The 22,191-nt window shown below is 28.8% G+C and carries 15 protein-coding genes; 5 read left to right on the top strand and 10 right to left on the bottom strand.

Going from position 1 to position 22,191, the window contains the following annotated elements; genetic code table 11:
- Positions 1-132 precede the first annotated feature (132 nt).
- From NLJ00_RS11325 to NLJ00_RS11285, 9 genes are all read right to left on the bottom strand, one after another.
- Positions 133-2,523 (bottom strand): ABC transporter permease, encoded by a 2,391-nt coding sequence (locus tag NLJ00_RS11325; RefSeq protein WP_256637252.1) that lies wholly within the window; start codon positions 2,521-2,523, stop codon positions 133-135.
- Between the two features lie 20 nt (positions 2,524-2,543).
- Positions 2,544-4,490 (bottom strand): cyclic peptide export ABC transporter, encoded by a 1,947-nt coding sequence (locus NLJ00_RS11320; RefSeq protein WP_256637251.1) that lies wholly within the window; start codon positions 4,488-4,490, stop codon positions 2,544-2,546.
- A gap of 143 nt (positions 4,491-4,633) precedes the next feature.
- Positions 4,634-5,626, bottom strand: a complete 993-nt coding sequence (locus tag NLJ00_RS11315) for a TauD/TfdA family dioxygenase (protein WP_256637250.1) — start codon at positions 5,624-5,626, stop codon at positions 4,634-4,636.
- Positions 5,627-5,682: 56 nt separating this feature from the next.
- Positions 5,683-6,669 (bottom strand): 2,3-diaminopropionate biosynthesis protein SbnB, encoded by a 987-nt coding sequence (locus NLJ00_RS11310; RefSeq protein ID WP_256637249.1) that lies wholly within the window; start codon positions 6,667-6,669, stop codon positions 5,683-5,685.
- Positions 6,670-6,697: 28 nt separating this feature from the next.
- Entirely contained in the window at positions 6,698-7,684 is a 987-nt protein-coding gene (sbnA, locus tag NLJ00_RS11305; protein WP_256637248.1) for a 2,3-diaminopropionate biosynthesis protein SbnA, read from the bottom strand.
- Positions 7,685-8,304: 620 nt separating this feature from the next.
- The gene (locus NLJ00_RS11300; RefSeq protein ID WP_256637247.1) at positions 8,305-9,444 is read right to left on the bottom strand and encodes a zinc metalloprotease; all 1,140 of its coding nucleotides are present in this window, start codon (positions 9,442-9,444) and stop codon (positions 8,305-8,307) included.
- Positions 9,445-9,472: 28 nt separating this feature from the next.
- Positions 9,473-10,576, bottom strand: a complete 1,104-nt coding sequence (locus NLJ00_RS11295; RefSeq protein WP_256637245.1) for a lysophospholipid acyltransferase family protein — start codon at positions 10,574-10,576, stop codon at positions 9,473-9,475.
- Between the two features lie 74 nt (positions 10,577-10,650).
- Positions 10,651-10,800: a hypothetical protein gene (locus NLJ00_RS11290; protein ID WP_180859413.1), complete on the bottom strand. Its 150-nt coding sequence runs from the start codon at positions 10,798-10,800 to the stop codon at positions 10,651-10,653.
- A gap of 63 nt (positions 10,801-10,863) precedes the next feature.
- The gene (locus NLJ00_RS11285; RefSeq protein ID WP_256637243.1) at positions 10,864-12,216 is read right to left on the bottom strand and encodes a radical SAM/SPASM domain-containing protein; all 1,353 of its coding nucleotides are present in this window, start codon (positions 12,214-12,216) and stop codon (positions 10,864-10,866) included.
- 454 nt (positions 12,217-12,670) lie between these two features.
- Between NLJ00_RS11285 and NLJ00_RS11280 the strand changes: the two genes are divergently transcribed.
- The 5 genes from NLJ00_RS11280 to NLJ00_RS11260 all read left to right on the top strand — a co-directional run bounded on the left by NLJ00_RS11280 (position 12,671) and on the right by NLJ00_RS11260 (position 20,038).
- A complete protein-coding gene (locus NLJ00_RS11280; protein ID WP_256637242.1) occupies positions 12,671-14,962 on the top strand; it encodes a lantibiotic dehydratase family protein in 2,292 nt (763 codons plus the stop codon).
- Positions 14,952-15,827 (top strand): thiopeptide-type bacteriocin biosynthesis protein, encoded by an 876-nt coding sequence (locus NLJ00_RS11275; protein WP_256637241.1) that lies wholly within the window; start codon positions 14,952-14,954, stop codon positions 15,825-15,827. Before NLJ00_RS11280 ends, NLJ00_RS11275 begins: the two co-directional genes overlap by 11 nt.
- Positions 15,824-17,530, top strand: a complete 1,707-nt coding sequence (locus NLJ00_RS11270) for a helix-turn-helix domain-containing protein (RefSeq protein WP_256637240.1) — start codon at positions 15,824-15,826, stop codon at positions 17,528-17,530. Before NLJ00_RS11275 ends, NLJ00_RS11270 begins: the two co-directional genes overlap by 4 nt.
- A 127-nt stretch (positions 17,531-17,657) precedes the next feature.
- Positions 17,658-17,807: a hypothetical protein gene (locus NLJ00_RS11265; RefSeq protein ID WP_180859429.1), complete on the top strand. Its 150-nt coding sequence runs from the start codon at positions 17,658-17,660 to the stop codon at positions 17,805-17,807.
- Between the two features lie 41 nt (positions 17,808-17,848).
- Complete coding sequence (locus tag NLJ00_RS11260) at positions 17,849-20,038, top strand: prolyl oligopeptidase family serine peptidase (RefSeq protein ID WP_256637239.1); 2,190 nt, start codon at positions 17,849-17,851, stop codon at positions 20,036-20,038.
- 136 nt (positions 20,039-20,174) lie between these two features.
- On the opposite strand, the gene NLJ00_RS11255 is transcribed toward NLJ00_RS11260, so the two are convergent.
- Positions 20,175-21,977, bottom strand: a complete 1,803-nt coding sequence (locus tag NLJ00_RS11255; protein WP_256637238.1) for a glycoside hydrolase family 2 protein — start codon at positions 21,975-21,977, stop codon at positions 20,175-20,177.
- Positions 21,978-22,191 lie beyond the last annotated feature (214 nt).

The raw sequence follows: 22,191 nt of genomic DNA, 5'->3' as shown, positions 1-22,191 counted from the left end.
TTTTAAAAAAAGCAATTAAATACCTGTCCACTTAGGCATAGCTAGTGGTAAATACATAGGATACTTAATAGAAATTAATTATTGAATTCTATTTTTATGGAACATGAATTTTAAAAAATTCATGGTAAACTTTTAGGAACGACTAATAGAATTTAAAGGATGCTCTTTTGAGGTAGACCAAATTTTACCGCATATTGTAAAGAGTACAATAAACAGGGTCATTATAATTACGCTTAAAAAATTAATCCATTGGATACCTACACTGTACGCAAATACCTTTGAAACTTGTATCACTGTGAAATAAGTTAATACAAGACTGATTCCTAACGCTATACTGTATAAAATCATATACTCTTTTAATATAAGTAAGAAAAGGCTTTTAGTACTTGCGCCCAATACTTTTCGTATGGCAATCATTTTTTTCTGCATGGTTAATGAAAAAGCAATCAAACTATATAGACCAATGATTACCAACAAAATAGAAATGACTGAAAATAAAATGAATATCTTCATAACATTTTGTAATGCGGTCATAAAACCTTCATCAAACCCAACATCCAAGAATCTAAAATCAACAGGTACATCTATAAAATTTGTATTGAAAGTTTCATTAATAAACTTTTGAGTATCTGTTCTGTCACCTCCTCTTGTTTTTATACTCACAAGAGAATAAGCTAAATCCTCGATATTCATTGATAACATCATTGGTGGTATTTTTTGAAATAAAGAGAATTGGTTAAAATCTTTAACAACACCAATAACTTTTAATCGACCGTCATCTAACGTTTTTCCTATTGGATTGTCCCATCCTAAAAGTTTAGCTGCGGTTTCATTGATAACACAAGAATTTTGAGCATCGGTAGAAAAATCCTCAGAAAACCATCTTCCTTTAACCATTGCCAGCTTATAAGTACGCTGAAAATCATAATCAACAGAATAAGAAGACATTAATATTTTATCATTTGCTTCTGCACCTTCCCAATTTAATTTAATTTCATCTCCTGATGCAAAAAAGGGAGCGCCGGTTGAGATGGAATAATCAATAACATTTGGGTTTTGAAGTAATTTATCTTTTATAACTTTAAGCAATTCCCTGTCTTCAGGATTAGGAGTTTTAATCCAGGCTAGTAAAACATCTTGTTTGTCAAATCCGGTATCCTTGTTATTTAAGTAATTGATTTGTGATATAATAAATACTGAAAGAAATATTAAAGGAAAGGCGATTAATAATTGAAAAAGCACCAGACCTTTTCTTAAAAAAGTACGTCTTTTAATTGAAGTAATTCCTTGTAAAATAGAATTTATTTTTAATGACGAAAGGTATATTACTGGGTATAAACCACTCAAAAGACCTAATGATACAATAATAACAAATACCTTTAAAAAGAACAGCCAGTTGCCGCTAAATCCTAATGACAGTTTTCTGTCTACAACTAAACTAAAAAGAGGTAATATAGAACTTACTAATATTGATGAGACAATTATAACCCCAAATACCATTAATAATGATTCGATAATAAACTGATATCTCAATTGTCCTTTAGAAATACCCAAAACTTTTTTCATTCCTATTTCCAATTCTCTGTTTACTAATTGGGTAGTTGTAAGGTTTATATAATTTACAGTTGTTATAAAGCCTGTAAAAAAAGCCACTGCAATAAAAAGATAAATAACAATTACATTATTTCTTATACCTCCCATAGCATCACTTCGTACATCTAATGTTTTAAGGTAAATGTCTGTAATTGGTCTTAGACTTAACAGTTCAGTAGTGCCTTCTTGTTCTTCAACATGATTTGCTAATGTTTTTTCTATTTTTTTTGATAGTTCATCAACCTGATCTTTATGTTTTACCTGAATATATGTAGCTACATAACTTTCTGCCCATCCTTTTTCAGGTTTAATACCATAAACACCTTCATAAGAGCTGTACGAAATCATATACTCCATAGTCATATGAGAATCTTTTCGATAATCTGCAAAAACTCCGGTAACAGTAAAGTTGTGTTTCTTGTTTAAATAAACCGTTTTTCCAATGGCAGCTCCATTTGGGAATAGTTTATCTGCTAATGATTTTGAAAGCACAATACTCATGGGCTGACTTAAAGCAGTATTTTTATCGCCTTCTAAAAAATCAAAGCTAAACATAGACAGGAAATTGCTATCTGTAATAAGCCCTTCATTTCTTGGAAATATTTCATCCCTTACTGATAAATAGTTGCTTACAGTTCTGGCACCTACAGCATTGCCTATTTCAGGAAATGATGATTTTAATTCTTTAGCCAGTTCATAAGGTGTGGAGTCAAAAATTTGACTTTGGCTTTTATCATTAACGGTTCTTTCAACTCTAAACAAGTTTTCGCTGTTTTCATTAAATGCATCATAATTATTTTCATATGATATATATAATGACATTAAGATGATAGCCGTAAAACCAAAGGACGTTCCTAAAAGATTAATAAAAAATGTTTTTTTATCTTTCTTTAATTGTCTTAATACTAATAAAAAATTAAGTTTTAACATGTTTAATATATTTTAGTAATTTAAATGTGTTCTGATAGTTTAAAAGCTTCTTTATTGAGATGCACAATTTTGCCCATTTCCATTTTATAGATATTATCGGCTATGTCAAAATATTTATCGTCGTGGGTAATTATGATCAATATCTTTCCTTCATTTCTCATTTTTGTTAATAAGTCATTGTAAAAGAAATCTCTAAATTCCGGATCCAAATCAGCAGCAACCTCATCAAAGAAATAGACAGATCTGTCTTCTAAATATGATTTTAAAATGGCCAAACGCTTACATTGTCCTTTAGATAGATCTATGGTACTGAAAACGCCGTCTTCAATTTTAACTTTATCAGATAACTGAAGCACATCCAGCCATTCGTATACCTGATCTAAGCGATTTTCTTTTATATCATATATCTTTTTAAACAAATAAAAATCACTATAAATAACTGAAAAACACTCGCTTAATTCTTTTGAAGTCACCACTTTTCCATTAATCAGAATTTCTCCTGATTCCGGCTCATAAAGGCCGATAAGTAATTTTAGAAAAGTTGTTTTACCGCTTCCGTTTCCTCCAATTATGAAAACTAATTCCCCGCGATCTGCTTCAAAGTTTATTGGCCCAATTCCGTAGGTAATGTCTTGTTTATCATTTTCACCCTGATACTTGAAATAAACTTCGTTAACACTTATTTTTTCAACTTTTACTATTTCTACTTCTTCAGTAATGTCTCTGTAGGATACTTCATCGACATCTGCATTTTCAAGGAAATCATTAATCCTTTTCCATGAAACCTGTACATTTATTATTTGCGGAACTCCGCTTATTAAAGCTCCAACAGGTCCCCATAAATACAAAACAGCAATTACATAAGCAGTAACCAGTTCTTTATTAAAATCAAAAATTACCGGAAACACTAAACATGAAACTCCTACTGCAATGGTAAAAGAAAGCTCTGAAAATAAAGCAGCATCAATTCCTGCATTTATATTTTCCTGACTTGCATCATAATAATCTTTACTTACTACTTTTAGATCTGATTGAAATCTGTCTCTTTTTACTTTATGCAAAACCAGTTCCTTAAATCCGTTAAGCAAACCAGATAGTAAACTTGTATAGTTTTCTCTTTTTGATCTTGCTCTGTGTCCCGTTCTTTTAAGTCTGCCTGACATTAAAAATAAAAGTCCAAGTATTATTACAGTTACGCCAATTAGCATTAATGAACTAATTATGTTTAGAGTAAACATGTATATCAAAACCATGACAGTAGTGATAAAAGTGGTGTAAATATTAACTACATTTTGCGAAAACCCAAAAATTGCATTAATATCATCATTCAGGATTGTATAGATTTTTCCTTTGGCAAGTTTTTCATATTTTCTATATGGGATTTTAAAAATTTTGTTAGCTATAATTATATTAAACTTATGAGCTATTAAAATCCCAAGGCTTGCTGTTTTTCTTTTACTTAACCTAACAGTTACAATATAAATAAAGGTGGTTACGGCAAAAAAGAACAAAAGATATTTGGCTTCTATATCATCAGTAACAAACTTGCTGATAATCATAACATTTATAGCACTTGCAATTCCCGGAAATAAACTTAACAATAACAATTGCGAACCAATATCATAGTATTCGTTTTTATGAGGGAAAAAAGTTGAAATTCTTACTAAAGCATAAAATCCTAAAATAATTATGCCTAAAAACAGTACTGCGTTTTGTGCTTCTACATATTGATATTTGCTGTCTAACCAAAAATCTTTATTATAAAGAGCAATTGGTATATAGTAAAGCGCGACTAGAACTGGTAAAAGCACTAAAAAGCCTTTGAAATAACTGTAAACTTTTTTATATGAAAAATCTACTTCTCTCTTTTTATTTATTTTTTGAAATATTACCAGTCCAAAAAATACCAAACCTAAAAGAGCAATAATGCCATTAATTAAATACAATTTGTATATTATATTTTCCATATTATTCTATATTTACCTAAGATTTGATTGTTTATTAATTAAAGTTTTACGTATGCTTTTTTAGGAAAGAATAAATTAAAAGAACAAGATGCCCATATACTTGTTTAATAAGATTTTCTTTTTAATAATTCCTTATTTTGATATTATAGTTTCATGTTTTGCGGCTGTCCCATAGCTGTTAATATAGTACGCTCGCCTTTAAATGGTTTTCTGCCATGAGAAAACATTAAATTATCCAGTAACAGGAAATCATCTTTTTCCCAGGTATAAACGATGGAGTGCTCTTTATAAAAGTTTTTGAACTCCTCTATTATTTCTGTTCCTATTTCACTGCCATCACCATAATAGGTGGCAAATGGTAAATCTTCTTCGTCAAAATATTCTAAAACAGATGGATCGTAGAGGTCTTTATGTCCAAAAAACATATGGTTAAACCACATTTCCTCACCAGTAAGAGGGTGATCCTGAAAAGCAGGAAGAGTCCATTTAATTCTTAAGTGATCACTATTTACCCAAGTAAAATCATGTCCGTTGTTTTTAAGAATTTTAGCTACCTCTTCTTTATCCTCTGTTTGATAAATAGTCTGCCAGCTCAATCCTATACCAGGAATAGTATTTCTAACATACTGAATACCTTTTTTCTTAAATTCTTCTACTGTTTCTTTTCTTAAACTGGCTAAAAGTTTTCTTTCATCTGCAATTGGTGTTTCTCCACCTATTTGTGCCGGTAATAAACAATAAAATGCAATGATTCGATTATAAATATTTGAATATGAATTTTCAGTATGCATATGAATAGTTTCGCTCTTAGGATGACTTGTAGAAGTATAAACATTACTATATACCTGATCTCTAGGCGATGTTCTATTTTTATATTCTATTGCCTGACCGGAAATAGTTGAAAATAATTCATTAAAATTTTTTGGGCTGTCAATTTTAAATCCTCTTAAAAGTATTGCGCCGTGTTCAAGAAGCAGATTATTTATCTCGTCTTTATGCTCTTCGGCCCATTCTAAAGTATCTCTTTCTCTGTCAGAGATTATTGTAAAAGGATTGTCTTTTGAAGCTGTTTTTATAATAATTCCTTCACCAAATTGAAATTCTTGATTGGATTTTGGTCTAATAGAAGTCTCCATAGTTTAAAAATTATGTTGTTTTAATTCTGATTGTTTTAATAAAAAATTGCCTTATTTTAATTTAATTGCGGTACGCTGTCCTCTAGAAAAACGCCAACATTATTTTTCTTCGCTAGTTCTAAATAATGGTTTGCAATTGCTATATCAAAAACTGCCATACCCATTGGATTAAACATAATAGGCTGATCTTTATTTAAACTTGGCAGAAAATCATTCAAAACATCCTGAATAAGTTTAACTTCATTTTCCTGCAGCCCATTTACCTTATTGAAATTTTCAACATCGGTATTTTCTCTACAAACTTCTTCCCAGTCATCTACTATCATTCCTTTTTCGAACCAAGGAAAAACATCTGTTTTATAATCTCTTAGAGAAACATTTAAATGAAGAGATCCTAATTTTGGTTTTAAGTTTATGTAAGGCACTTTTGATACTGTACAGGTAATAAAAATATCTGTATCTAAATATGCCTCTTCCCAACTATTTACAACATTTACCTTATGTCTTATTGCATCAGGAATATTTTGGTTTGAAACACCATTTAAATCATACAGCAGTACTTCGTCTATAGTATTTCCAAGCAATTGACTGCACATGTTTAAATGATACTGCCCTATAGGTCCAAAACCTATAATGCCCACTTTTACATTTTTAAGTTTTTTTAATTCCATGTATTTTCTAACAATCAAGCCGCTTACTGAGGCCGTTCTGATTGCTGATATAGAACCACTATTTATTACACATACGGGCTGTCCGGTTTCTGCCTCATTTAAAATTATAACACCATGAGCACGCGGCATATTTTTTTTAATGTTATTAGGAAAACTAGCAATCCACTTGATACCAGATCTGTTTATATCGCCGCCAATAAAAGCCGGCATCGCAATAATTCTATTTTGAGGATTTCCATATCTCAAATATGGCTTTATGGGCTGCGCTATATCTTTTGATTTTATGCATTGGGTTGCTGCTGCTATAACATCAACATTTTGCTCCCAGTTAAGATCAATAAGTTTTACATCATTATCGCTTAAATATATCATTTTAAAACACTTAACATTAATTACTATTTTATTGAGCCACTGCTTCTAAAGAAGCACTTAAATTGTATTTTCGAATTCTGTCACACCAGTCATCATCATAGATTGTGGTGATATATCTCTCGCCTCTATCAGCAAATACACACATTACACTAACCTGGCTATCTATTTTATTTTCAGAAAAATACTTTTTTATTGCAGCATATACAGAACCAGAAGATCCTCCTGCATACAGATTATGTAATTCTAATAATTCTCTGCAGGAACTTATAGTTTCTTCTTCGTTTACATAAACCACGTCATCTATTTTTGCATCGTTTAAAATATCTGGTCTCATGCTGGAACCTATACCTGGTATAAATCTTTTGCGTGCTTTACCTCCAAATATTATTGACCCGTAAACATCTACGGCTATAATCTTTACATTTGGGTACATTTCTTTAACCTTTCTTGATACTCCGGTAATTGTTCCTCCAGAACTGATTCCCATAAATAAGTAATCCAGTTTCTGTCTTGGCGCTTCAAAACAAATTTCTTTTCCTAAAGAATTATAGTAAGCCTGAGCATTTAATGGATTTCCATATTGGTTAATCCAGTAAATATTATCTGTAGTACTTAATATTTCTTTGATCTTTTTAAGCCTGTTCATTAAATACCCTCCATGCTCATCCGGTTGTGTTATACAGATAACTTCAGCACCTTGCTGGCGGATTAGCATCTCGTTAACAGGCAAAGTTGTCTTGTCTATTACACAGATAAATTTTAAACCGTTAAGTTTTGCATATGCCGAAAGTGCAACTCCAAAATTTCCTGAAGAAGATTCAATAAGTGTAGTATCTTTATTTATTATACCTTCGTTTAACAAACGGCTTATAATATAGCATGCTGCTCTGTCTTTTACACTTCCCGTTGGGTTGTAAAATTCTAATTTGGCAAAAATATTTAGGTTTGGATTCTCATCCATCGGAATGGATATTAATGGTGTATTGCCTACCTTATTTAAAATGTTATTTATCATAATATTTAAAATCGTTTACTTAAAAAATCCTTCTTTTTTTATTTTTAATCTTATACTCGTAAAATCAAAAAATCTATTTTTTTTGTAATATAAATTTGGGCCGATGAGAAATAAACAGTGTAAGTATTTTTTGTAATTAATTTCTAATTCTCAACTTTCCGAAACCAAAACTAGACGAATACAACCTTCAATACAAATGAAGCTCGTCGAGATTTATAAATATCGAGTCGGGATTTATAAATCTCAAACAAATACATATATAATCAATTGACTACTAATCACTTAAATACAATATTAAATTAAAATTACCATGCAGATCTAGCAGATAAAAAAGGAATTTTATTAAAAAATGACTATAAAAATCAGGTAGTTTTTTTGCAAATGGCCTTTTTAATTTTTGAATATCTGTAAATTTCAAATTAGAAATAGCTCATAATTTTATTATGCCGGATATCGATGAATTTTAAATTTTACAAGCTATTTTGCTTGTAAGAATTAACTTTATATGTTTAGATGAAATTCGACCTCAACCTTTTTCAAACTAAACATTTCTAATGTCCTTATTTGAATAATAAAAAGTAACGTCTATTTTCCAGCTGATTTAAAATTTTCAGGGAATTTTATTGTCCTTTTACAAAAAGAAGTTTTAAGAATTTGTAAAATGAGATTAGGCCAATAATTAAAATAAGTGTAGAAAACAAGCCTTTAAACAAAAGTTCAATATTTGTAGAAATCAGATTCCAGAAACCATTATTTAATGTATAAAGTATAAATCTGGATATTGTAGTGGGTATAGTAAGCAAAAAATAACGACATAAAAAGAAAACAAATACATACTGACCAATACTAAAAGCTAATAAAAAATATTGCAGTTTTACTTTTCTTTTAATCAGGTCAAAAATATAGGTATAGGATTTTTTATTTAAGTTAATAATATTAAAATAATCAGAAACTATCCAATATCCATCATTTCTTATAAATGGAATTAAGGAATAAACCATTACAAAAAGATTTGTTTTTATTATAATGATTATCAGGTAAGTAAATAAATTAAAGTTTTTATTACATACCAAAAAGAGCAAGAAACAACAATTGATAAGACCTTGAAAATAAATTCCTCCCAGGTTAACAATAACCTTTTCATTTTTATTTAACCTCCAGATTCGGGTTACATTTGAATATAAAACCGGAAATATTATATAAAAACCAAAACCAATTTCTTTAGGCTCAACTTTAAAATATTTACTTGCAGCAGAATGTCCCAGTTCGTGAAAAATCATAACGGCCAGCAAAATAAAATAAACAAAAATATAATCTGGCCATGACATATCGAACAAAGAGTGTTTTCGATATTTAAAATTTAGAATAAATTGAGTAATTATTGCCGCTAAAACAACAATAATAAACAGTACATTAAAGATGTATTTTTGAAAAAAAAAAGACAAATATTGAGATATATCTATAACTTTTTTTTCTGACAATATATTTACAGATAGTTTAATGTAACTTTTATTTTTCTTTTTTTTGTTCACAATAAAATCCAGCTTACTTGATGCAATAACTGAAAGTTCATCATAATCTGCTGAGCTTATTTTATATGTTTCAATAAATTTTTCTTTTTGATGATTATTGTTTTTAAGCTCTTTCAATAATTCATAAAATAACCGGCTAATTGAAAAATAATTTTCCTGATATAATATTAAATAACTTTCATTGTTTTTTAATAATTGTATTTCATGTATTTTATTATTGTGTATCAAATTATTGCTTTTATGTTGAATAGCCTTTTTAAATTAAAATCTGATTTTGAATTAACGACTCAACAAAATTCTTGTCAGGAATAAATTCGATTAATTCGATTTTAGTAAGCTTTAAATTTTTACTATTCACTTTTTGCAAGAAGATATACAACCCTTTATTAATTTTTAATGAATTCATCGAAACGCTGTTAAACAAAAAGTAATCTGATCCATTTATATAAAAGTTATACAATTGAAAATTAAATTTATAACCATAATCAGCCTCTTTAAATTCTAATGCATTTGGTTTACTATCAGCATCATTTGAAATAAAAATATTTTTATTCAAAAACTCATATTGCTCTGTAAATTCAGTAAAAATATCTTCAAACATACTCCAGCATTGATTTAAAGATTCTTCACAAAATGCATCTTTATCCTCTATCGGATAAATGGCCTCTTTAATAATAACTTTAATAAGACCATCTTCTCTATAAGAAAAAATAGGAATTAAGGGAATTTTTAATAAATAGCATAAGTAGGGAATACCCTTTTGAGCACTCATTTCATGGTTCAGAAATTTTACGTTTAAAGAATGCTTTTGATCATTAACTGTCGTTGTGTTTCCATCCAGATAAGAAAAAAGGCTTTTATTTTCTTTAATATTTCTTATCATTTTAAAGATTGATCTCGTATCTTCTGCATTTAAAAAATCAGGGTTCAATTTTAAATTCAAATCAATTCCAGATGTAGCAGGATTAATATCAGGATTCTCATACTGCATTTTTCTTTGAAACGAATAATCATCCATCACTACAGAAAAAGTAATTTTTTTTAACGCCAATAGAATTGGAATAGTCATATAGGCCCCCATATGAAATGATGCATAAAAAGCAGGTCCATTTAAAATCAAATTTTCTTCGCCATAAATCTTAATTTTTCCTGCGTTGTATAATGTTGAAAAATTATTAATTTCATTTATGGTAAGTCTTTTTTGTATGGAATAGTTTTTAAAAAATAAATCTTCTTCTATATTTTTTATCTTTTTACCATTGGCAGATACTCTAAGAAACTCAATCCTGTTTTCTGAGGATTCATCTTTCCATTTTAATGAATTTACTTTTTGCTCAATTAAATTTAAGTAATCTTCCATATAGCATTTTATATTAATTAAAAAAACTAAACACCCTTGAAACAATTAAGCTTCGTAGGTGTTTAGATTAATTTCTAGTGGCCTGAACCAAAACAACAGCTAGAATTTCCATTTGGACTTTGTGGTCCATCTGCAGCATCTGCAGCAATTAACTGAACCATTTCAAGTCTTTCTTCCAGTTCGATTACTTCCAGCTCTTTTTTTAAATCTTCTAAATCACTCATGTTTTTTGATTTAAATGTATGTCTACTCTATATAGGTTTTTCGACTTCCACCTATTGTTTGGCCTAAACAATATTTTTAAGTTGTAAATACTCTTCTTTTCTTTTGCTAAATTCTAACAATAACCGGTCTTCAATATTATACTTAATAGCGGGACACGGCGATATACCTTCTTTCCATAATTTAGGACAGGCACCACCGCAAATAGGTAATATTCTGCAGGTTGTACACGGAACTTCTCCATTTAAAATATCATCGTTCCATAAAGAAAATGACCTTTCCGTATTAAGATATGATTCATTATTTAGTTTACCTAACTTAAATTCATTGATATCTTTATAAACATCTACCTGAGAGATTTCTGTACAGTTATAAACATTACCATCTGAATCAAATACTTCTGCATGTTCGTGCAGACTGGTGCATACTATATTGGTTTTCTTACCTGGCAGTATTGCAAAAGAATGCTGTTTTTTCATTAACAATAAATATTCATTTATTTGAAACTTAGAATAATTTTGGTGCGACAATGCATTTAAATGAGCATCATTGCCCCAGGAATGTATGGGTGCGGTATAAAATGATATTTTTTCCAGAATTCTTTCCTGATCGAGCAGTTCAATTAAATCAAAGGCACTCTTGTAATTTGATTCATCTACATTACAGCGAATTCTTATGGCACAGTTTAATTGATCAAATCTTGTATCATTTACTATATCCTTTAAATTTTTAAAGATTAAGGCAAATGTTTTATCTTTTAATTTAGTATGTCTTCTTGCATCATGATCTTCTTCTGTACCATCCAGAGTAATTTCAAAATTTTCAACTTTATAATTTTCTACCAAATCAAAAAAAATATCCTTTTTTAAACTTAATCCGTTCGTTATCATTTTAGCCGAATATCCACAATTATTTTTTGAGGCTAACTCCATTAACGCTGCAGATAATTTCTTTATGTTTAGCAAACCCATTAATGGCTCTGCACCAAACCATGAAATACCTAATTTTTTATATTTTTTGATTTTTAAATTATTCGAGATTCTTTCAATAATTTTTTTGTTCAAATTATCGGTCAATTTTTTCTTAGTATGTACCTGACCACAATATCCACAGCCTAACTGGCAATTTGCAGATGGAGAAATAACCTGATAAAGTAAGTCCTCATTTTTAATAGCCTCTTTATTTTCCTGAATTATAAAATCTAACTCATTAAAGTTGCTCGGAACCAGTATTTTATTTTTTAATAATTCATTTAATGAAGAATTGTTAATCTTGTCGAAGAATTTATTAATTAAGATATGATACAAATCCAGTTGAATTAATATCATTGTAGTTGAAATAGTAGAATAAACCAGAACGTATTTATTTGATATGATAGGCTGGGAAAAAACTAAATAATCTGATAATTTATATTTCATTCTTAAATATTTTTGATCTTAATGGTATTCCCATCTAATATTCAGGCTTTAAAAACAGCAGGGATGATTCACAGATTTGCATTTTAATTATAAAAGCAATTCATTCTTTTCTAAAAATTATTTGGATTTTTTAGCGTCTGCTAAGCAATTTGTAAACTGCAAACTCTATTTATGGATTTTTTTCTGTAGTAAAACTAGATGATGACAACAAACAAAACAAAAACTAGTGTACTGGATTTATAAATATAGAATCGATATTTATAAATTGCCTGATGACTCCGTTGTACAGCCTTTCTGTTACTATGCTTAATAACTTCAACTTTTTTTGGTTTTCAATCACAAATTATCATAATCAAGTAAAAATTGTTTAAAGAAATAGTAATTATATTCTTATAATCATTGATTAATTGATAAAATACTCTATTTTTGAAATCCGATTCTTATACTAAAATGTATGCTTAAATCAGAAATAGATTATAGTTTTTTTTCATCCATTATTGCCCGAATTCCTGTTCACCCAATTAGTTTCTATAAAAATCTTACAAATGGATTTATAATTGAGGAAGAGGATATAAAGGAATTGTTAAAGGATAATAAAATTAAGGAATCTCTATTTGTAGCATCACCAGAATTATATAAACAAGTGCAAAAATGGATTTCTTCAAAAAATTATCCAGCAGATAAAGGTCAAAAAATTAAAATTTCGTTATTAAAGTATTTTATTCGGATGTCAACCAGATGCACACCCTTTGGTCTTTTCTCAGCATGTGGCTCTGGAAAATTTGGTACTGAAACAAAAATTAATATTGATAATGCAAAATCCTTTTATAGAAAGACCCGTTTTGATATGCAATTCATCGCTAATTTAGGGAACGAACTTCAAAATAATTTACTGATTCAAAATGATTTACTTTATTATCCAAACAGTACTTTATACAAATTAGGTGATTATTACAGATATGTTCAATATATATTAAATCAAGACAGCCGTAATTATTCACTTGAAGCAGTAAAACGAAATGAGTATTTAGATTTTATATTGGAAAAATCAGTTTTAGGAATTTCTAAAATTGAATTAATTAATTTTTTAAAATCAGATGAAATAACTGAAGGTGAGGCAATCGACTTTATAGACGAATTAATAAGTAATCAAATACTAGTTTCAGAATTGGAACTGACACTTACCGGAGATGATTTTTTAAATAAATTACTTTATTTAACTGATTCGCTCGAAAATTCTATAGGTGGAAAGGAAGAACAACTGCCAAATGATATAACTACTAAAAGCAAGTTACTTCCGAATCTGAAAATTTTGTCAAAAAAACTAGCACAGATTGATGAAGCACAAACACATTCAATATCATCTTATGAAAAAATTATTCAAATCATAAAAGATAAAAATCTTTTGTTTAATGAAAAATATCTGTTTCAAACAGATTTATTTCTTAATTCGAATGAACTTCAGTTAGATGGAAAATACAAAGGTGAATTATTGAATGCCATAAAACTTTTAAATAAAATTTCTTCAATACCCAAAAAAACATTTCTAGAGAATTTTAAAACTGAATTTATTAAACGCTATGATGGCGAATCTATACCATTAGTAAAAGCTTTAGATTTTGAAGCAGGAATTGGATACGGATTAGACAATGGAAATTTTGATGTCTCACCTATATTAGATGGTTTAGGATTAAATGAATTGAATATTGATCATAAAACTATTTTAGGGCCGGTAGAAAAAATAATTCATTATAAATTTGAAAAAGCCATAATTAATAATGAAAAAAGTACTGAATTAACTTTTAATGATTTTAAAGATATTGATTTTTCTAATCAAAATCTGCCCGATACATTTTCCTGCCTTTTTGAAATTGTTAAAGAAGACGAAAAAGAATGGATTGTAATTCAAAACATAGGAGGATCTAGTGCTGCAAATTTATTTGCAAGATTTTGTTATGGCAATGATTTTATAAATGCTTTTGCAAGTGAAATTACAAAACATGAATCAGATAGTAATGCCAATGCAATTATTGCTGAAATTGTTCATTTACCAGAATCTAGAACTGGAAATGTGCTAAGAAGACCGACTTTCAGATCTTATGAAATTCCTTATTTAGGTCAGTCAAATTTAGATTTACTAAAGCAAATTCATATTACAGATATCCATTTAAAATTAAATTCCGGCCGTTTAATTTTATGGAGTAAAAAACATGGAAAGGAGATTATTCCAAAATTAACTAATGCCCATAATTTTTCTTATAAAGCTTTACCTATTTATCAATTTTTATGCGATATGCAATTTGAAAATTGTAAATCCGGTATAGGAATTAAAACAGATAATTTAGAAAATTTATTTAATTATTTCCCAAGAGTAACTATTGGAAATTGCATTATTTTAAAAGCCAAATGGATTTTCAGCCATGAAAAAAATCCTGTTTTTTTCATGAATTTAAGTTCAAAATATAAAATTTATGAGAAAAATATTTTTAGTTTAATTGCAGATATTTCTTCAGCAATATCTAAATCACTGCCTCAATATATTTCACTGGTAGATGGAGATAATACTTTAATTATAAATACACAAAATTCGACTTGTGTTGAAATGCTTTTATCAGTCATTAAAAATCGAACAAAATTTATATTAGAAGAATATTTATTTCCATCAGATAAAATAGTTAAAGGTAAAGATGATTATTATGCAAACGAATTTATAGCAAGCTTGAAATGGGAAAAACATGGATTTTAAAACAAAAAGATTTTTTATCATTGGCGAGGAATGGGTCTATTATAAAATTTATTGCGGAAGCTACTCTGCAGACCGAATTTTAATTAATGAAATTGTAATAATTGCAGATGTACTATTTGAAAAGAAACTCATTGATGAGTGGTTTTTTATAAGATATAAAGATCCTAATAATCATCTTAGAATACGTTTTCATCTAACTAATCTGGATGCATTTCAGGAAGTAATAAAATTTACAAACCTGTATCTGGCTAAATTAATTAAAGACCAGGTTGTTAATGATTTTTTTCTGGCTAATTACAAAAGAGAATTAGAAAGATATGGAGGAAGTACTATTGTTGAAGCAGAAAAATTATTTTATCACAATAGTAAAAAAGTAGTTGAATTAATTAGTTGTACAACACCTGAATATGATGAAATAGCCAGGATTTTTAGTTCACTGCAAATGATTAAAGATCTGTTGAAATATTTTGAAATACCAATAGACATTTGTCTGGAGTTTGTACAGCATGTCTCTATGAAATTTAAATCCGAGCATAATGTAAAAAAAGAAAATACAAACAATTTATCCCGTGTGTATTTAAAATACAAAACAGATATTTTGTCATTTCTTGACAATGAACAGGATCCGGAATATTTGGATGGACTTAGTGAAATAATAAAAATTAATCACGAAGAAATAAAAACTATAAAAACAATTTTGAGTAAAAGCGATCAAAATCAAAACATCAATTCTTTAGATTTAATTACTTCTTTTATTCATATGAATATTAATAGAACATTCAGATCAAAACAAAAAGAATATGAATTGTTATGTTACGATTTTATGAGCCGGTATTATAAATATGTTATACATAAAAAACAATGAAAAAAATTACTTTAATCTTATTGCTTGCTATTAATGGAGTGATTTTCTCACAACAGAATAACTTACAGAACATAAATTTAAAAAAATTAAGTTTCAAAGAGTTAGATGAAAAAATAGAAAATTCAGCGTCAGACTTAAATCGAAAAAAAGTTTACATTGATGTTTATTATAAAAAAGCCAAAGAATTCAATGACGTTTTTAGAATTGCAGACGCTATGTATTACAAAGCTTTAATTCACAGAGGTAAAGCAATTCAATTAAAATATGCAGATTCAATTATTTCATTGACAAATAATAAGTCTGATTATATTTATCCGGCAAAAGCTTATGTATTGAAAGCTAATTACTTTCAAATCAACCTTAATTTAAATCAGGCATTAAAATATATATTGATTGCTGAAAAGCTGTCTCAGAAAAGAGGCAATTTTGAGCAGAATTTAATCATTAAAAGATATATTGGATTAATAAAAATTGAATTAGGAAGACCTGAAGAGGCTTTGCCTTTATTTGTCGAGAACTTAAATTATTTTAAGAACAAGCCAAATAAAAAAATCGACGTTATTTTTATTAAATGGGTCCTTGCTGATATTTATATAAGATTAAATAAAGAGGATGTTGCATTAAATTATATAAATAATGAATTAAAAACACTTCCCGTTACTAATCCATATTACCCATACTATATAATGTATAAAGGAATATGTTTGAATCTTAAAAATGATTTTAATCAAAGTAAAACTTATCTGGAAAAAGCTATAAGCTTAATTAAGAATACTGATGATACTTCAAACTTAGCTATTTGTTATTATTATAAAGGAGAGAATATCTTTAAAAGCGAAAAAAACATTGATAAAGCAATGCTTTATTATGAAAAAGTCGATTCCATTTTAGTTAAAACAAAACAATACTCTTGTGATATAAAAGACAATTACATCCGTTTAATAGAAATTTCAAAGATTACTAATAATGATAAAAAACAATTATATTATTTAAACAGGCTGATAGAGATTGAGAGCTATTTTAAAGCAAATAATGTAATACTTTCAAATAAAATAAGTAAAAATTATGACACACCAAATCTTTTAATTGAGAAAGAAAACTTAATTAAAGAGATTAAAAATGAAAATATTTTTCACACTATTATTTCTATTTTATTAATGTTAGGACTTGTATTTTCTATTTATTACCTAATAAAAGTAAAAAACAAAAATAAACTCTTTGAACAACGTTTTAATGAATTAATGCAGGCTCCTTTACTGGAAAATTCAAACAATGAAGAACAAATTATTCAAATAAAAAACAATCAGGAAGAAAAAACAATTGACCTGCCTATTGAAATGATAAAAGACATATTAAAAAAACTGTCTGAATTTGAAAATAAGAAAGGATATTTAAGACTAAACTTGAAACAGACAGATCTTGCCAGAGAATTTTCCAGTAATAGCAGCTATTTATCTAAAATTATTAATTTTTACAAAGAGAAAAACTTTAGTCAATACATTAATGATATGCGTATTGATTATGCTATTACAAGATTGAAAAAAGATAAAAAATTTAGGAGATATACTATAAAAGCTATTTCAGAAGAGGTTGGCTTTAGTAATTCGGAATCTTTTGCAAAAGCATTTTACACAAAGACAGGACTACAACCTTCGTATTTCATTAAAAAAATAGAAGAGACAAAAAATAAATTATCCGCATAGTACTGATTATCAATACTTAACAACCTAAATCATCTACATTTATAAATGTAGACAAGTACTATTATTTTAAATTACTTCATCAATATACATTTGTATCAAACTAGTATCAACTATAAATACAAATCAAATGAAAAAAGTAAACAGAATTGAAGAAAAAAAACTTTCTTTGGAAAAATTTAGAATTGCAGAAATTAAAAATAAGAAAGTTATCGTAGGTGGCGGATCTGCGCTGGCAGATGAAGATCCACCAATTACTTCACCTACGATTAGAGGATAATCAATTTTAAGTTATCCAGGCAATTAAATAATGTTACATTAATGAAATCAATAATAATACAGCTTATTTTTATATTTTGTTTCTCAATTACCGGCTTATCTCAAGATGTGATAGTAAAAGAAAAAAATAATGACGATAAACATTCGAATACTACAATTATGGATAATTTTCAATATCTAGAAAATTTACAAAATGATTCAGTACAAAAATGGTTTAAACAACATAATGATCGAGCTAGAGATTTATTGAATAACATTTCGGGTAGAAATGAATTTGTTGAAAAATTCATTGAATTTGAACAACGGAAATCCTTTAATGTAACATTATTAACAATTACAGAAAATAATTCTTTTTATTATTTAAAAAGAACCTCTGCAGACAAGTATGACAAACTTTATTTAAAAGAAAAAGGAAAAAATGAAGTTTTAATTTTTGATGCTGCAAACTATAAAAAAGAAACAGGAAACACCTACACAATTTCTTATCTTAAACCATCGTGGGATGAAACCAAAATTGCACTTAGTTTTACCAAAAATGGAGAAGAAATTGCCGAAATAGGTTTTCTTGATATTAAAAGCAAAAAAATATTACCCACAATTATTTTAAATTGCTGGCCTGCAGAATTAGGCGGAATTAACTGGTTACCAGATGACAGCGGAATAATCTATGTTAACATACCTGTTATTGACACAAAATCACCCAATTATCTTTTAGATACTGAATCTGTTGCTTATAAAATTGGAGATGATTCATCAAAACATATTGTTCTATTCTCAAAAAAAAACAATCCCAATCTGCAGATTTCACGATCAGATTTCCCAATTATTAAAAAAATAAATTATAAGGATAAATATATTTTAGCTTCCTTGAGCGGGGCGGCAATATATTTAGACTATTATTATGCTGATATCAGCGAATTAAAAAATCTAAAAATAGATTGGAAATTACTCTATAAAAAAAGCGACGGGCTATTAAATCCTGTAATTTTAAATGACGAATTGTATTGTATTTCTTCAAATAAAACTTCAAACTTTAAAATCATTAAGTCCCAAATTTCTAATTTAAACCTTCAAAATCCTGAAATAATCGTAAAAGAAAATGTAAAAGAAACGATTGATGATTTTGTAGTAAATAATGATGGACTCTTTTATACGACTAAAAAAAATGGCGTTGAAGCCAAGTTATATCATATAAAAAATAAAAAAATAAAGGCTCTTAGTTTACCTGCCCAAGCGGGAAATATCTCCTTAACTTCAAACAACAAATATGGCAGTGATTTATCAATAAACATAAGCGGGTGGCTAAACCCAAATAGAAGATTTTGCTATAACTTTGCTAAGGATCAGTTTACTGAAGACACTACCAATCCTATTGTTTCATATCCTGAATTTAAAGATTTTGTTGTAAAGGAAATTGAAATTCCTTCGCACGACGGTGTTTTAGTCCCTGTTAGTTTAATTTACAATAAGAAATTAAAACGTGATAAAGAAAATTACGTCATGATGGATGGTTATGGATCTTATGGAATTTCAAGAAGTCCGCGATTTCAGCCTATCATTCTGTCATGGGTCATGAATGGCGGCATTTATGTTATACCACATGTAAGAGGAGGAGGAGAAAAAGGAGATAGCTGGCATGAAAGTGGTTTTAAGAAAAACAAACCCAATACATGGAAAGATTTTATTGCTGCTGCAGAATATTTAATTACTAATAATATAACTACAAAAGATAAAATAGGTATGTTAAGCGGAAGCGCTGGCGGTATCCTTGTAGGCAGGGCAATGACAGAACGTCCTGATTTATTCAAAGTAATGATTTGTTATGATGGCTACCTTAATCCACTTAGAATTGACAAGGCACCAAATGGCCCCAATAATATGAAGGAGTTAGGTGATCCAGCTATTAAAGAAGAACTCACTATGCTGGCAGAAATTGATTCTTTTAATCATATAAAACAAGGTGTTAACTATCCGGCCTGCCTTATTTCTGTAGGTATGAATGATGCCCGGGTTGCCCCTTGGATGTCTGCCAAATTTGTAGCTAAACTTGAAAGTATTACATCGACTACAAATGAAATCCTTTTTGCCGTAAATTATGATGCCGGACATGGGATAAACAGTTCAAATTTGCAATTATATAATGATTTTGCAGATGAATTTGCATTTGCTTTTTGGCAAATGGGACATCCAAAATTTAAATTATCTAAAGGCAACTATAAAATTAGGGAGTAAGGATTTTATTTTCTACATTTTTTTGAGAGAAGAAATAAGCTCTGAAGCTCTTCGGAAAAATTTTAATATTGGAAAAAAATACAAAAACCTTCAAAATCATTTCTAACTTTGAAGTTTTTTTTATCTAAAACTCGTTTTACTTATACTCCTCTTCTTTCTGCGCGTACCAATCTTTCATTACATAAAAAGCTTTCTTTTTAATTCCATTACTTGAAATTAAGCCTTTACGGTTAAAGAAATCCTGAATGTTTGTCAATTGTCTTCTTGGTGATCTAAAGTCCACCAAAATCCACGGAGACACTCCAGCTAAGCCTTCAATTCGATTAAACATTTGTGTATTTTGAATATACAGATCTTCCTGATATTCTTCGTTCCAGCGTTCTTTTTTATCGCCGTGTAATCCTTGCAAAGCTTCGCCCCCAAATTCACTAATGATAACCGGTTTATTATATGGAATTACCCACTGCATATCTTTACAGGATTCATTAGTTCCTCTATACCAGCCTAAATATTGATTAAAACTCACAATATCTACATATTCGTTCATATTATCCTGCAGCGTATTGATATTGTTGGAACTTTTGGTTACTTCCATCGCCATACTAATCAAACGAGAATTGTCCTGTGTGCGGGCATATTTTGCTAATTTGCTTAGAAAAAGATCTCTGTCGTCGCCATGAGGCGTTTCGTTTGCTATTGACCAAATTACGATTCCACAGCGATTTTTATCTCTATAGATCATATCATGCAGCTGACGTTCGGCATTTGCGTATGTATCAGGATTTGTCCATGAAATAGTCCAATATACCGGAACTTCAGACCAAATCATTAATCCCATTTTTTCGGCTTCTTTTACCATGTTTTCATTATGCGGATAATGCGCTAAACGAACATAATTACAACCTAATTCTTTTGCCCAGGTTAATAACGTAATCGCATCTTCCTGCGACCATGCCCTTCCAGATCTGAAAGGCGCTTCTTCATGAATACTGATTCCTCTTAAAAAGACTTTTTTTCCGTTTAACAGAATTTCTTTTCCTTTAGTTTCAATTGTTCTAAAACCAATTTTATCGTTTATATTTTCATCTGCTTTGCTTATAGCAACATCGTATAATTTTGGTTTTTCCGGCGTCCATAAAATCGGATTTGCTTTTATTTCAAAATAGGCAAAACCTTTTGAGTCGGTTGTAATAGTCTTTTTGATTTTTAATTCAGGAATAGAAACCGAAAGTGATTGATTGGCCGTTTCACTATTCAGCTTAATCCAGCCTGAAATTTTTCCTTTTTCTTTTTTATCTAGCTGAACCAGATAATCTTCAACATAAGTATTCGGAACCTGAGCCAAAGTAACATCTCTTGTGATTCCGCCGTAATTCCACCAATCCATATTTACGGTTGGGACATTATCTTTATGACGTTTGTTATCTACTTTTACCACAACAAAGTTATTTCCGTCAACCAGCAAATTTGTTACATCAAAATTAAAAGGCGTATAACCACCAACGTGAGTTCCAGCCAGTTTTCCGTTTACATAAACTTTTGCATCATAATTAACCGCTCCAAAATGAAGAATTCCTTTGGTTTGAGCATCTTTTTTATAATTAAAGTCTTTCTGAAACCAAACCGTTCCTTCATAAAAGAATAATCTTTGATCTTTTGAATTCCAATCAGACGGAATATCCATTGTGGCTGAAGTGGCAAAATTATATTCGGTTAAATCTGTAGTATTGAATTTTTTATTTTCGAAAAATCCATTGTCTTTTAAAGGCATTAAACGATAATCGTAATATCCGTTTTCGAGTGGATCTACAATATAACTCCATTTTCCATTTAGGTTGATGTTATTTCGAGATGAAATATTAGATAGTAACGGAATTTCCTGTGCCATCGTTTTCCCAAAAACCAGAAAAGCAAAACACAGCATTATTATTTTTCTCATAGCAATAATTATTTATTTAAAAATACAATTTTCTATTTTTATTAAAAGAACAAATTAACAATCAGCTTCTTATCAAAAAATCATCCTTCATAACTAACTAATCCATTTGCCGTTCCTAAATTACAATAGGTTTATCTACCTTAAACTTAGAAAAAACATATCAAATACACTACAAAATAAATCTAACGCAAGAAAATGAGCGTAGTTATTTTTT

Origin of the sequence: Flavobacterium panici (assembly GCF_024499525.1) — a bacterium.
In the GTDB taxonomy this organism is placed as follows: domain Bacteria; phylum Bacteroidota; class Bacteroidia; order Flavobacteriales; family Flavobacteriaceae; genus Flavobacterium; species Flavobacterium panici.
Note: the sequence above shows the minus strand (reverse complement) of the source record. Positions and strands in the feature narration are given on the sequence as shown.

Excerpts from the sequence above, each read along its gene's own strand:
- NLJ00_RS11290 (WP_180859413.1), bottom strand. The coding sequence starts at position 10,800 with ATGAGTGATTTAGAAGATTTAAAAAAAGAGCTGGAAGTAATCGAACTG.
- NLJ00_RS11265 (WP_180859429.1), top strand. The coding sequence starts at position 17,658 with ATGAAAAAAGTAAACAGAATTGAAGAAAAAAAACTTTCTTTGGAAAAA.
- NLJ00_RS11315 (WP_256637250.1), bottom strand. The coding sequence starts at position 5,626 with ATGGAGACTTCTATTAGACCAAAATCCAATCAAGAATTTCAATTTGGT.
- NLJ00_RS11320 (WP_256637251.1), bottom strand. The coding sequence starts at position 4,490 with ATGGAAAATATAATATACAAATTGTATTTAATTAATGGCATTATTGCT.
- NLJ00_RS11255 (WP_256637238.1), bottom strand. The coding sequence starts at position 21,977 with ATGAGAAAAATAATAATGCTGTGTTTTGCTTTTCTGGTTTTTGGGAAA.
- NLJ00_RS11275 (WP_256637241.1), top strand. The coding sequence starts at position 14,952 with ATGGATTTTAAAACAAAAAGATTTTTTATCATTGGCGAGGAATGGGTC.
- NLJ00_RS11260 (WP_256637239.1), top strand. The coding sequence starts at position 17,849 with ATGAAATCAATAATAATACAGCTTATTTTTATATTTTGTTTCTCAATT.
- NLJ00_RS11325 (WP_256637252.1), bottom strand. The coding sequence starts at position 2,523 with ATGTTAAAACTTAATTTTTTATTAGTATTAAGACAATTAAAGAAAGAT.
- sbnA (WP_256637248.1), bottom strand. The coding sequence starts at position 7,684 with ATGATAAATAACATTTTAAATAAGGTAGGCAATACACCATTAATATCC.
- NLJ00_RS11270 (WP_256637240.1), top strand. The coding sequence starts at position 15,824 with ATGAAAAAAATTACTTTAATCTTATTGCTTGCTATTAATGGAGTGATT.
- NLJ00_RS11295 (WP_256637245.1), bottom strand. The coding sequence starts at position 10,576 with ATGGAAGATTACTTAAATTTAATTGAGCAAAAAGTAAATTCATTAAAA.
- NLJ00_RS11280 (WP_256637242.1), top strand. The coding sequence starts at position 12,671 with ATGCTTAAATCAGAAATAGATTATAGTTTTTTTTCATCCATTATTGCC.
- NLJ00_RS11285 (WP_256637243.1), bottom strand. The coding sequence starts at position 12,216 with ATGAAATATAAATTATCAGATTATTTAGTTTTTTCCCAGCCTATCATA.
- NLJ00_RS11310 (WP_256637249.1), bottom strand. The coding sequence starts at position 6,669 with ATGATATATTTAAGCGATAATGATGTAAAACTTATTGATCTTAACTGG.